11 protein-coding genes are annotated in these 13,120 nt (G+C 61.2%); 7 read left to right on the top strand and 4 right to left on the bottom strand.

The features are described 5' to 3' along the window. The first annotated feature begins 105 nt into the window (after positions 1–105). Both gyrB and OKW45_RS32230 read left to right on the top strand, forming a co-directional pair. Entirely contained in the window at positions 106–2,577 is a 2,472-nt protein-coding gene (gene gyrB / locus OKW45_RS32235; protein ID WP_429472979.1) for a DNA topoisomerase (ATP-hydrolyzing) subunit B, read from the top strand. 511 nt (positions 2,578–3,088) lie between these two features. Further along, complete coding sequence (locus tag OKW45_RS32230; RefSeq protein WP_429472978.1) at positions 3,089–4,084, top strand: dienelactone hydrolase family protein; 996 nt, start codon at positions 3,089–3,091, stop codon at positions 4,082–4,084. Here OKW45_RS32230 and OKW45_RS32225 read toward each other — a convergent pair. The 3 genes from OKW45_RS32225 to OKW45_RS32215 all read right to left on the bottom strand — a co-directional run bounded on the left by OKW45_RS32225 (position 4,056) and on the right by OKW45_RS32215 (position 5,753). Next, positions 4,056–4,394: a hypothetical protein gene (locus tag OKW45_RS32225; protein ID WP_429472977.1), complete on the bottom strand. Its 339-nt coding sequence runs from the start codon at positions 4,392–4,394 to the stop codon at positions 4,056–4,058. The genes OKW45_RS32230 and OKW45_RS32225 overlap by 29 nt on opposite strands. Positions 4,395–4,872: 478 nt before the next feature. Continuing rightward, positions 4,873–5,370, bottom strand: a complete 498-nt coding sequence (locus OKW45_RS32220; protein WP_429472976.1) for an AraC family transcriptional regulator — start codon at positions 5,368–5,370, stop codon at positions 4,873–4,875. Next, positions 5,367–5,753 carry a helix-turn-helix domain-containing protein gene (locus tag OKW45_RS32215; RefSeq protein ID WP_429472975.1) on the bottom strand — a complete coding sequence of 129 codons (387 nt, stop codon included), beginning with the start codon at positions 5,751–5,753 and terminating at the stop codon, positions 5,367–5,369. Before OKW45_RS32215 ends, OKW45_RS32220 begins: the two co-directional genes overlap by 4 nt. Positions 5,754–6,089: 336 nt before the next feature. Here OKW45_RS32215 and OKW45_RS32210 point away from each other — a divergent pair, with 336 nt between their 5' ends. Further along, positions 6,090–7,484 carry an ethanolamine ammonia-lyase subunit EutB gene (locus OKW45_RS32210; RefSeq protein WP_429472974.1) on the top strand — a complete coding sequence of 465 codons (1,395 nt, stop codon included), beginning with the start codon at positions 6,090–6,092 and terminating at the stop codon, positions 7,482–7,484. Further along, positions 7,481–8,272 (top strand): ethanolamine ammonia-lyase subunit EutC, encoded by a 792-nt coding sequence (gene eutC, locus OKW45_RS32205; protein WP_429472973.1) that lies wholly within the window; start codon positions 7,481–7,483, stop codon positions 8,270–8,272. The genes OKW45_RS32210 and eutC overlap by 4 nt, the downstream gene beginning before the upstream one ends. Before the next feature lie 31 nt (positions 8,273–8,303). Here the strand turns inward: eutC and OKW45_RS32200 are convergent, their stop codons facing one another. Then, the gene (locus OKW45_RS32200) at positions 8,304–10,739 is read right to left on the bottom strand and encodes a heavy metal translocating P-type ATPase (RefSeq protein ID WP_429472972.1); all 2,436 of its coding nucleotides are present in this window, start codon (positions 10,737–10,739) and stop codon (positions 8,304–8,306) included. Between the two features lie 81 nt (positions 10,740–10,820). Here OKW45_RS32200 and cadR point away from each other — a divergent pair, with 81 nt between their 5' ends. The 3 genes from cadR to dbpA all read left to right on the top strand — a co-directional run bounded on the left by cadR (position 10,821) and on the right by dbpA (position 13,002). Beyond that, entirely contained in the window at positions 10,821–11,252 is a 432-nt protein-coding gene (cadR, locus tag OKW45_RS32195; protein ID WP_184002962.1) for a Cd(II)/Pb(II)-responsive transcriptional regulator, read from the top strand. A 122-nt stretch (positions 11,253–11,374) separates the two neighbouring features. Then, entirely contained in the window at positions 11,375–11,575 is a 201-nt protein-coding gene (locus OKW45_RS32190; protein ID WP_429261517.1) for a hypothetical protein, read from the top strand. 23 nt (positions 11,576–11,598) lie between these two features. Then, entirely contained in the window at positions 11,599–13,002 is a 1,404-nt protein-coding gene (gene dbpA, locus OKW45_RS32185; RefSeq protein ID WP_429472971.1) for an ATP-dependent RNA helicase DbpA, read from the top strand. Positions 13,003–13,120 lie beyond the last annotated feature (118 nt).

The following is a 13,120-nucleotide window of genomic DNA, read 5'->3' as shown; positions in this document are numbered from 1 at the left end:
CATCAAGAAAAACACCAAGGGGCGCAGCGCCCCTTTGGCGTTTTTATGGCGTTTTGAAAAGTACAGAGCAGCAACCTTGCAGTAACGCAGAACCGGAAAAAATCCATGACTGAAACGAACAATACGCAGCCCGATAACAGCTACGGCGCCTCGTCCATCCAGATCCTCGAAGGTCTGGACGCCGTGCGCAAGCGGCCTGGGATGTACATCGGGGATACATCGGATGGCACCGGTTTGCACCACCTCGTGTTCGAAGTGCTCGACAACTCGATCGACGAAGCGCTCGCCGGGCATTGCAACGACATCCAGGTGATCATCCACGCGGACAACTCGATCTCGATCACCGACAATGGCCGCGGCGTGCCGACCGGCCTGAAGATGGACGACAAGCACGATCCGAAGCGCAGCGCCGCCGAAATCGTGATGACCGAGCTGCACGCCGGCGGCAAGTTCGACCAGAACAGCTACAAGGTGTCGGGCGGCCTGCACGGCGTGGGCGTGTCGTGCGTGAACGCGCTGTCGCGATGGCTGCGCCTCACCGTGCGCCGTGACGGCAAGAAGCACTTCATGGAATTCCACCGTGGCGTGCCGCAGAACCGCGTGCTCGAAGAAATCGACGGCGTGACCGTCTCGCCGATACAGGTGATCGGCGACACCGAAAACCGCGGCACCGAAGTGCATTTCATGGCCGATGAAACGATTTTCGGCAACGTCGAATATCACTACGACATTCTGGCGAAGCGGATTCGCGAACTGTCGTTCCTCAATAATGGCGTGCGCATTCGTCTGACGGATCAGCGCTCGGGCAAGGAAGAGGATTTTGCATTCGTCGGCGGCGTGAAGGGTTTTGTCGAGTACATCAACAAGAACAAGTCCGTGCTGCACCCGAACATCTTCCACATCATGGGCGAGAAGGATGGCGTCGGCGTCGAAGTGGCCATGCAGTGGAACGACAGCTACAACGAAAACGTGCTGTGCTTCACGAACAACATTCCGCAGCGCGACGGCGGCACGCACCTGACAGGTTTGCGCGCCGCGATGACGCGTGTGTTGAACAAGTACATTGCCGATCATGAGGTCGCGAAGAAGGCGAAGGTCGAAACGTCGGGCGATGACATGCGTGAAGGGCTGTCGTGTGTGCTCTCGGTGAAGGTGCCGGAGCCGAAGTTCAGCTCGCAGACGAAGGACAAGCTGGTGTCGTCGGAAGTGCGCGCGCCGGTCGAAGAAGTGGTCGCAAAGGCGCTCGAGGAATTCCTGCTCGAGACGCCGGGCGACGCGAAGATCATCTGCGGCAAGATCGTCGATGCAGCGCGTGCGCGCGATGCGGCGCGCAAGGCGCGTGAGATGACCCGGCGCAAGGGCGTGCTCGATGGTGTTGGTTTGCCTGGGAAGCTCGCGGATTGCCAGGAGAAGGATCCGGCGAAGTCCGAGATTTATATCGTCGAGGGTGACTCGGCGGGTGGATCGGCGAAGCAGGGGCGTGATCGGAAGTTTCAGGCTATCTTGCCGCTGCGCGGGAAGGTGCTGAACGTCGAGAAGGCGCGTTACGACAAGCTGCTTTCTTCCGAGCAGATCGTTACGCTGATTACCGCCCTTGGGTGCGGGATCGGTAAGGAAGACTACAACCTCGACAAGCTGCGCTATCACCGCATCATCATCATGACCGATGCGGACGTCGATGGCGCGCACATCCGGACGCTATTGTTGACGTTCTTCTACCGGCAGATGCCGGAGATGATCGAGCGCGGGTATATCTATATCGCGCAGCCGCCGCTTTACAAGATCAAGGCGGGTAAGGATGAGCGGTATCTGAAGGATGAGTCGGAAGTGAACGCTCATATTCTTCGGCTCGCGTTGCAAGGGTCGGAGTTGCTTGCTGCTGAAGGCGCGACTCCGATTACTGGGGATGCGTTGGGTGAGTTGGCACGGGCTTATCTGTTGGCGCAGGCGGTGGTTAATCGACTCAGCCGTCTGTATGACGCTGGTGCGCTTGAGGCGGTGATGGATGGCGTTGTTATCGATCTCTCCAGCGAGCAGGCGGCCGAGACATCGGCTCGCGCGCTCGAAACGAAGCTGCGGGATGATGCGCTGAAGCCTGAGGTGAAGGTGACCACGATGTATGACCCGGTGCGGGAGTTGCGCTCGTTGCGCGTCGCGCGGACGCATCATGGAAATCAGAAGATCTCCGTGCTCGATGAAGAGTTTCAGCTGACCGCGGATTATCAGCAGCTTGTGAATACCGCTAATACGTTCAAGGGGTTGATTGGCACTGGCGCTGTGATCAAGCGTGGGGAGCGGAGTATGGCTGTCACCGACTTTAAGAGTGCGATGAAGTGGCTGCTGGCTGATGCTGAGAGGAATATGTCCAAGCAGCGCTATAAAGGCCTCGGGGAGATGAATCCGGAGCAGCTTTGGGAGACGACTATGGATCCTGCGGTGCGGCGTCTTCTTCGGGTGCAGATTGAGGATGCTATTGCTGCTGATGGCATCTTTACTACGCTCATGGGGGATGATGTGGAGCCGCGCAGGGCTTTTATTGAGTCGAATGCGTTGAGGGCGGGGAATATCGACGTTTGAGGGTTGTTGTAGGTAGACGCATAACCTGAGAAAAACGGGCCCATAAGTTGAGAAACTTATGGGTCTTTTTATTAATAGTCAGGCTGATGAACAATACGTCGACGTGCTGATACTGCTATATTCATCTGCCACGGTCGCTTTATCGATAGCGCAGCGACCTCGCGCGGAGGGTGCGACGATATGAACGCGACGAGCCGACGCAGACCCGAATGCGATTTTTCCGAAAGGGAGGCGGGGCGGCTGACGCCGGTCAAATGCCGTGCGTGATTCAGATAGTAGTTTGGCCACGCTGCGCGTCATCAGGTCGCGCGCCTATCCGGCTTCGGCAACCCAGCCCTACCGGAAGGCGGCGCGCCGACCGCGCTCGGCGACTCCGGACGGCTAAAAGCCGTCTGCCGTCTGCCGTCACCGTCTGTCATATCACGACAATTCCGTCATTTGCATTGCATTCCTGCCCGGACCGCCTATAACGCTGCATAAATAACTCCGTCCGTACTCAAGGGAGACGGCCATGTTCGCAAGTGTGAAAGGCTTGCCGTTCCTTTTGCTAGTCCTCGTGCTCCTTTGCATTCCGCGCGTCCCCTACGCGCAGGTGGCGCGAATGGAAGTCATTCCATTCGAGTCGATGACGCTCACAGACGAGCAATTTCTGGCCGGAAGCGAAGACGGCAAGCGCGTGACGATAGCGGGTGAATTGCGGCTGCCTCGACCCGGGACCGACAGGCTGCCCGCCGTCATACTGCTGCACCCGTCTGGGGGTATCGGCGGCCAGATAGCGGAATGGGAGCAGTGGTTCCTGTCGTTGGGGGTTGCCACTTTCGTTGTCGACAGTTTCACGAGCCGAGGCATAGAAAACACAATTAATGACCAGAGTCAGCTTGGCAGACTTGCCCAGACAGAAGACGCGTATCGCGCGCTCAGCCTTATTTCCAAAAACCCTCATGTCGACGCGAGCCGCGTGATGCTAATGGGCTTTTCCCGTGGAGGACAAGACACGCTCTACGCGAGCATGGTGCGCTTCCAGAAAGCGCATGCCGATGCGTCCACTCCAGGATTTGCAGCCTATGTTCCGCTTTACCCAGACTGCAGTGCCCACTACCTCGATGACGACAACGTATCAAAGGCTCCCATTCGCCTATTCCATGGAAGCGCAGACAACTACGACCCGGTCGCGCCTTGCAAGGCCTATGTGGAACGGCTGAAAGCCAAGGGGGCGGACGTAGAGCTGACCGAGTTTGCCGGGGTTAACCATATTTTCGATGCGCGCGCCTTCGCACATCCAACCCCCCTGCCGAAAGCGCAAACAGTGCGCAATTGTGCATGGGAAGAACGCAGCGTGGGACAATTGCTTAACGTCAAAAGCAACCTGCCGTTCTCATACGCGGACCCCTGTGTCGAACGGGGCGTGACAATCGGGTACGACGAAAGCGCGACGGAGCAAACGAAGAAGGCAATAGCCAACCTGGTTACCACTGCGCTTAAGCCGACACCGACACGTGCCCCGTAATTCCGTTGAGACCGGCAGGAACAGCATTGCTTTGGGCTGTTACGAAAAACGCGCGGAGATTTGCTTTCTGCGCTTCAAATGAGCCCCGCTGCGCCCAGGTGTTCATCAACACGTTAAGTGAAGGGCTGGCTTGCTGCTCCCGGCTGGTGGTAAGTGTCGATTGCGCAACACAGCGTCGATTGAGTCTTATCAAAAAGCCATATCGCAACGTTTCATCGGACCCGCGTTCGTCCTGATCGAAGACCAACGCATCGCCGCAAATACCAAACGCAATCAACGATCTGCGAATCGCATCGAGTGGCAGTTGCAACGCCCCTCATGGAGAAATTCCGGTTTGCGAGTCTCGACTTTGGATAGTCTGCCGTTGGAGATCCGCGGGTCGCCGCTATTCAGTTGCCGCTAACGAGATCTTCAAAAAATGGCCTTTCACTCGAGGCTACTTATCCACATCCCCCTTTGGACAACTTTTGTAAAAACAGCCGAACACATTGTGGGCGAAATCTTGATAAATGCGCCGCGTTAACTGGTCGGCTAAAACTTCTCCCTGGCTCCGTTATCCTGTCCGCCCGCGCTCCCAAGGGTTATCGATTCTGCAGCGCGTTGATCCGTAAACGAACTTCCAGGTTATCCACAGCCGAACGCCCCACTTGTTAACTATTACTACGTGTACATATACAAAGACTATAAAAACCGGAGAAGCACGCCGAACACGCGCAACGTATACGCACATAACAACAGCAACATCGCAGGACGCAGAACCAGCGAGCACCAACCCAGCCACCCACACCTCACCCCAACGGCAAACCAATCTCCGTAACCAACTCCGCAGGCGCAGTCTCCTTGGGACTATTCACATACTCCTCAAACACCGGCGCATCCGCTGCCTCCCTCCCAGACTGCACCAGCCAGATCCCGTACAACCACTCATAAGCCGCTCGCATATCGCTATATGGCCCAACCTGCCGCAACACCGCATATTCCCCACCGCGTATACGCGTGACAGAAACCTCCCCACCCGTCCCAACAGCCGAAGCCACTTCAGCCATCACAGGCCCCGGCAACAACACACCCGCCTTCGACCGCAACGCCTTCTCCTCGACCACTCCCGGATCATCGAAGTAAACCCCGATCATCCGCATCTGCGCCTCGAGCAGATCATGTTTCGCAAGCCACCCAAACAAAGCATCAAAAGCCCTTCCGATCTGCATATAAGGTCCGACATGATCGACCGACAAAATCTCCATCGGCTCCACACAACGAATCACGACCTCACGAATCATCGTCATCTGATCGTCTCCTGAAAGCGCCGGCCGAAACCCGCTATGCCTGCCTTGCCTGCGATACTGCGCCGGCGGCACACCAAACACCGCGCGGAACGTGGCGAAAAAGACTGCAAACTGCTATACCCCGAACGCTCGGCAATCTGGGCAATCGGCATCGAACTTCTCGCAAGAAAACACGCTGCGCGATGCAACCGTAGACGCCGCACGGTCGTCGCGACCGTCTCGCCATACATCGCCTGATAAATCCGGTGCCAGTGATACGGCGACAGACACGCAATCTCCGCAAGCCGTCCGATATCGAGTGGTTCGTCGAGGTGATCGTAGATATGGTCGAGCACGCGTGCGAGTCGCGTCTCGTATCGAGCCCGATGGTCTGATTCGTTCATGACTGGACCGCAGAAAATTGGCGCGAGAGGATACGAACAAAGTATCACGTCAGCGAGTATCGGCCGTTTACCAAATCCTGCGGATATCAAGCGGTGCGCACGAAGCGAATTAAGCGCCTGTTGACCGCGCCCCGTGGACGCGAGCAGGAGCACCAAACACAGCATCGGCAAACAGCCCCAATTTCCGCAACGTGACGCTGCCGCCGTTTGGCGCTATCGTGTGGTGCGCAGCACCAGCACCAGCACCAGCACCAGCACCGGCAGCCAGCACCCTGCAGCATGTAACCGCCGGTCCCATTCCTACCCGCGTTCGCGCGAGGCGATGGAGCCGCAAACATGAGCTACACCGAGTCGGTCGGCAGTCGCACGTACCGCTTCGCCGACCTGAAGACCCTGCTCGCGAAAGCGAGCCCGCAACGCTCGGGCGACGAACTCGCAAGCATCGCGGCAGCGAGCGAAGAAGAGCGAGTCGCCGCCAGAATGGCGCTCGCCGAGGTCCCGCTGCGCGCGTTCCTAAAAGAACCGCTGATCCCTTACGAAACCGACGAAGTCACCCGACTGATCATCGACGATCACTCGCCCCAAGCGTTCGCCGAAATCTCCCATCTGACAGTAGGCGACTTCCGCAATTGGCTACTCAGCACTACAACCGACACAGACGCACTCACCCGCATCACCGAGGGCCTAACACCAGAAATGGTCGCCGCAGTCTCAAAGCTGATGCGCAACCAGGACCTGATCACCGCCGCCCGTAAACGCCCGGTCATCACCCGCTTTCGCAACACGGTCGGTTTACCGGGCCGCATGTCCGTACGCCTGCAACCGAACCACCCAACCGACGACGTCAAAGGCATCGCCGCCTCGATGCTCGACGGCCTGATGTACGGCTGCGGCGACGCGCTGATCGGCATCAACCCCGCGAGCGACAACCTCGCCGCGATCACGAAGCTGCTGCAGATGATCGACGACTTCCGCCAGCGCTATCAGGTACCGACGCAGTCGTGCGTACTCACGCACGTGACGAGCACGATCGCCGCGATAGAAAAAGGGGCGCCGGTCGATCTCGTATTCCAGTCGATCGCTGGTACCGAAAAAGCGAACGCGAGCTTCGGCATTTCGCTCGCGCTGCTGCAGGAAGCGTACGAGGCGGGGCTGTCGCTCCAACGCGGCACCGTCGGCAGCAATCTGATGTACTTCGAAACGGGGCAGGGCAGCGCGTTGTCGGCGGATGCGCATTTCGGCGTTGACCAGCAGACCTGCGAGGCGCGCGCCTATGCGGTCGCGCGCAAGTTCAAGCCGTTTCTGGTGAACACGGTAGTCGGTTTCATCGGCCCCGAGTATTTGTACGATGGCAAGCAGATCACGCGCGCGGGTCTCGAGGATCACTTCTGCGGCAAGCTGCTCGGCGTGCCGATGGGTTGCGACATCTGCTACACGAACCACGCCGAAGCGGACCAGGACGACATGGACAATCTGCTGACGCTGCTCGGCGTAGCGGGCATCAATTTCATCATGGGCGTGCCGGGCGCGGACGACGTGATGCTCAACTATCAGAGCACGTCCTTTCACGACGCGCTGTACGTGCGCGACGTGCTCGGGTTACGGCGCGCGCCGGAATTCGAGGAATGGCTGGCATCGATGCAGATCATCGACGAACGCGGCGCGTTGATCGGCGCATCGGCGCGGCAACCGCTGCTCGAAGGCGCGCGCGACTGGATGGGGATCGCATGAACGAGAACGACGCACTCGACAAGGACCCGTGGAGCGCACTGCGTCGGTTTACGCAGGCACGCATCGCATTGGGCCGCGCGGGCCACAGCCTGCCGACCGCGCCGTTGCTCGCGTTCAATCTCGCGCATGCGCAGGCGCGCGACGCCGTGCACCATCCGCTCGACGTGGATCCGCTGCACGCACAACTGCGCGCGCAAGGTTTCAACACGCTCGACGTGCATAGCGCCGCGCCGGATCGCGAGCATTATTTGAGGCGCCCTGATCTTGGGCGGCGGCTGTCGGAGGAGAGTCGCGCGACGCTTGCCCGACTGCCATCGCAATCAAGCGATGTGCTGTTTGTGATCGGCGATGGTCTATCGGCGTTCGCCGCATCGAAGCAGGCTGTACCGTTGCTGCAAGCTATACATCCAAAGCTCGCGGGTTGGACCATCGGTCCCGTAGTGGTCGCGCGTCAGGCACGCGTCGCACTCGGCGACGAGATCGGCGAATTGTTCGACGCGAAGATCGTCGTGATGCTGATCGGCGAGCGACCGGGTTTGAGTTCGCCGGATAGCCTCGGCATCTACGTCACGTACGCGCCGAAAACGGGGTGCAGCGACGCCCAGCGCAACTGCATTTCCAACGTGCGCCCGCAAGGCCTCGACTATCCGCAGGCCGCGCACAAGCTGCACTACCTGCTCACGCAGGCGAGGAAGCTGAGACTTACAGGGGTGGGCTTGAAAGACGACAGCGATGAGCTGCTAGCCAGCACTCCGACGCATCCTGCCGTGAACGACGGTTCAGAGTAGGACGAAACGAGTGTAAACCTCGCACGCCCACTCACTTGCGCAACAACCTCAACCCATTCCCCACCACCAGCAAACTCGCACCGACATCTGCGAACACCGCCATCCACATCGTGCCGAAGCCCATCAACGTCAGCACGAGGAACGCGCTCTTGATGCCAAGCGCGAGCGCGATGTTCTGCACCAGCACCCCGTACGTCGCCTTCGACAACCGGATAAACGCCGGAATCTTCCGCAGATCGTCATCCATCAACGCGACGTCGGCGGTTTCGATCGCGGTGTCGGTACCCATCGCACCCATCGCGAAGCCGATGTCGGCGCGCGCGAGCGCGGGCGCATCGTTGATGCCGTCGCCGACCATGCCGACCGTCGCGCCATCGCTCGACCATTGTGCGACCGCGTCGAGCTTGTCCTCGGGCAACTGATCGCCGCGCGCTTCATCGACGCCGACCTGCTGCGCGATCGCCTCGGCGGTATGACGGTTGTCGCCGGTCAGCATCGCGGTGCCGACGCCGAGCCGCCGCAATTCGGCGACGGCGGCGCGGCTCGTTTCCTTCACCGTGTCAGCGACCGCAAACAGCGCGAGCACGCGCTGCGCATCGGCGAGCATCACGACGGTTTTGCCGTGCTCTTCGAGCGCATCGAGACGCGCTTCGAGTTGCGGCGAGCAGCGGCCGAGTTCCTCGACCAAGCGATGATTGCCGAGCCAGTACCCGATACCGTCGATATCGCCGCGCACGCCACGTCCAGCGATCGCTTCGAATGCATCGACATGCAGGTGTTCGACGCCGTCGTCATTGGCGGCGGCAGCAATCGCCATCGAAACAGGGTGGTCGGAGCGGCCCGCGAGGCTTGCCGCGACCGTGCGGTATCGGAACGTTTCACCCGCGTCACCGACCACCTCAAACTCCGTCTGGACCGGCTTCCCGTGCGTAATCGTCCCGGTCTTATCGAGTGCCAACCGGGTCAGCTTGCGACCCTGTTCGAGATAAACGCCACCCTTGATCAGAATCCCCTTGCGCGCCGCGGCCGCGAGCCCGCTGACGATCGTCACGGGCGTCGAAATCACGAGCGCGCATGGACACGCGATCACGAGCAGCACCAGCGCCTTGTACACCCACGCGTGCCACGCTCCACCGAACACGAGTGGTGGGACCAGAGCGACGGCGAGTGCAATCGCGAACACGATCGGCGTATAAACGCGCGCGAATTCATCGACGAAGCGCTGTGTCGGCGCCTTCGTGCCCTGCGCCTCCTCGACCGCGTGGACGATCCGCGCGAGCATCGTGTTGCCGGCGGCCGCCGTCACTTGATAATCGAACGAGCCCGCCTGGTTGATCGTGCCGGCGAAAACGGCGTCGCCGATCGCCTTGTCGACGGGCAGGCTCTCGCCGGTGATCGGCGCCTGATCGACGCTCGAGCGGCCCGCGACGATTTCGCCATCGAGCGCGATCCGCTCGCCCGGCTTCACGCGCACGAGCGTCCCGGGCACGATCGCGTCGACGCGGACGGGCTGCCACGCTCCATCGGGCTGCTGCACGCTGGCTTGTTCGGGCGTGAGCCGCATGAGTCCTTCGATCGCGTTGCGTGCGCGGTCGAGCGAGCGCACCTCGATCAGCTCGGCGATCGTGAAGAGCACCATCACCATTGCGGCTTCGGGCCACTGGCCGAGCAGCGCCGCGCCGGTCACGGCGATGCTCATCAGCGCGTTGATGTTCAAGTTGCCGTTGCGCAGCGCGACCCAGCCCTTGCGATATGTCGTGAGGCCACAGGAGGCAATCGCGACGATCGCCATACCCGCCACCACCCAGACCGGTGCGCCGAGCCAGCTAGCGGCTTCTGAGGCTCCCGCGACGATGCCGGCGAAGATCAGGGGCCACCACGGCTTGCGCATTGCGTCAGTGGCTGCTTGGGGCACCGCGTCGGCGTTCCCACCCTTTCCGGCGTCGCTTGCCAGTTCGGGTGTGAAGTCGAGCGAGCGCAGGGCGGCGAGCACCGACTCGAGCGCATCCGGCGCGTGGACGACAGTCAGCACGCGCTGTATCAGGTTGAAGTCCATGCTACGCACGACCGGCATACGGCCGAGCTTCTTGCGGATCAGCGCTTCCTCGGTCGGGCAGTCCATCTGCAGGATGCGGATTGCGGTGCGAAGGTCGTGGCCGACGGCTTCGGACGGAGGCAGGCGCAGCGACGCAGGCGCAAAAGCGCTAGCGGCGCAGCAAGCGACAGCAGCGTGATCATGGGCGTGGCCGTGATCATGACCGTCCTGATGGTCGTGCCCTTCATGCCGATCACCGCCGCCCACGTCGGCGCCACAAGCATGTTCACCGCCATGCGAATGCCCGCATCCCTCACCCGTGCCCCTGCCATAAGCATGGCCGCGCCGCGCATCAACGTCGCCACAACCCCCGTGCGTACAGGCTTCGTCCCGTTCCGGACAATCGGTGGCAATACGGCTGGTGTCAGGCATTGGTGGCTTCCTCGTGCGATTTGTGGTCTAGTAAACACCCTGAAGCCACTACAAGGTCAAGGCCGCGTGGAGGAAGGGTCCATGAAAATCGGCGAACTGGCGAAAATCGCCCATTGCACGACGGAAACCATCCGTTTCTACGAAAAAGAGCGCCTGCTGCCCGAGGCGGAGCGCACCGAAGCCAATTACCGCAGTTACACGGCAAAGCATGTCGAGCGCCTGCGCTTCATCCGCAATTGCCGCGCGCTCGACATGACTCACGACGAAATCCGCGCATTGCTGCGTCTGACCGACGCGCCGGCGAACGGCTGCGGCGGCATGCATACGCTGGTCGACGAGCACATCGCGCACGTCGACACGCGTATCGAAGAACTGCAGCAGCTGAAGGCGCAACTGACGACGCTGCGCGACCAATGCCACGGCGAGCATCCGGTCGAAGACTGCGGCATCGTGCACGGCCTGACCGACATGGATGTGGCCGTGCCGTCTCCGCGGCATACGCATCTCGGCTAACGCCATGCTTGACGTCGAGCGCTATCGCGTCACGACGCAGCGCCGGCGCGGCAACCCCATACACGGCAAGGCCGCGCGTGCGACCTTGCCGATCGATCATCGAATCCAGTTGGAGAATCAACGTGTTCACCTGTAGAAACCAGTCCTGCGGCGCGCAGTGGGAGCAATCCGACGTCGTCATCAAGAACGAAGGCCAGGGGCTGCTGTTCCGCTGCCCGCTGTGCGGCGCGCGCAATTACGTCGAGCGTTTCGACGGCGACGGCGGCGAGGTGCTTTACGAGCAGCTGCCGGGCCGCCCCGATCAGGGCCCGATGGCCGAGTAATCGCGATTCCTACAGACGATCCTATGAACAGTCCCACCCCCGCCGGCGCCGCATTCAGCGAGCTGCCGCTTCCGCCCGCTACGCTCGCGAACCTGACGCAGCTCGGCTACGTCGAGATGACGCCGATCCAGGCCGCGAGCCTGCCGATCGCGCTCGCCGGTCAAGATCTGATCGCTCAGGCGAAAACCGGCAGCGGCAAGACCGCGGCGTTTTCGCTGGCGCTGCTCGCGCGTCTCGACGCACGCAAATTCGGCACGCAGGCAATGGTGCTGTGCCCGACACGCGAACTCGCCGATCAGGTCACGCAGGAAATCCGCCGTCTCGCGCGCGCGGAAGAAAACATCAAGGTGCTGACCTTGTGCGGCGGCACGCCGATGCGTCCGCAGACGGCGAGTCTCGAGCACGGCGCGCACGTCGTGGTCGGCACGCCGGGCCGCATCATGGATCACCTCGAACGCGGCAGCCTCGATCTGCAATCGCTGAACACGCTCGTGCTCGACGAAGCCGACCGCATGCTCGACATGGGTTTCTTCGACGACATCGCGAAGGTCGCCAGGCAATGCCCGAAAGAGCGCCAAACGCTGCTGTTTTCGGCGACGTACCCCGAGGGCATCGCGAAGCTGAGCCAGCAATTCCTGCGAAACCCGAAGGAAGTCAAACTCGCCGAGCGGCACGGCGACAGCAAGATCCGTCAGCGCTTCTACGAAGTGACCGAAGACGAGCGTCTGCACGCGGTCGGTCTGCTGTTGAATCACTATCGTCCGGTCAGCACGATCGCGTTCTGCAATACGAAGCAGCAGTGCCGCGATCTGCTCGACGTGCTGCGCGCGCAGGGCTTCCATGCGCTTGCGCTGCACGGCGAACTCGATCAGCGCGAGCGCGATCAGGTGCTGATCCAGTTCGCGAACCGCAGCTGCTCGGTGCTCGTCGCGACCGACGTCGCCGCGCGCGGCCTCGACATCGCGCAACTCGAAGCGGTGATCAACGTCGACGTGACGCCGGACCCGGAAGTGCACACGCATCGCATCGGCCGCACGGGCCGCGCCGATCAGGAAGGCTGGGCGCTGAGTCTCGCGAGCATGGACGAGATGGGGCGGGTCGGCGGGATCGAGCAGGCACACAAGCGCGACGTCGAATGGCACAAGCTGGCCGAGCTGAAGGCGGGCAGCAACGAACCGCTGCTGCCACCGATGGAAACGCTGCAGATCCTCGGCGGCCGCAAGGACAAGATCCGTCCCGGCGACGTGCTCGGCGCGCTGACCGGCGACGCCGGTTTCGCCGGCTCGCAGATCGGCAAGATCAACGTGACCGACATGTCGACCTATGTCGCGGTGGAGCGCAGCATCGCGCGCGAGGCGGTGCGCCGGCTTAGCGCGGGCAAGCTGAAGGGACGCAAGGTCAAGGTTCGTTTGATGGACGAAGCCTGATTCCCCGAAGCTCCGACTTTCCTTGAAAGTCCAATAATTCGAAAAACGGCCGCGTCAGCGGCCGTTTTCGCAACCGCGCCGCTCAGCATCACATTCCTTCATACCTACGCAGTTACCC

The sequence above is a fragment of the Paraburkholderia lebeckiae genome, assembly GCF_050436225.1.
In the GTDB taxonomy this organism is placed as follows: Bacteria; Pseudomonadota; Gammaproteobacteria; order Burkholderiales; family Burkholderiaceae; genus Paraburkholderia; species Paraburkholderia tuberum.
This window is presented reverse-complemented; position numbering and strand designations above follow the sequence as displayed.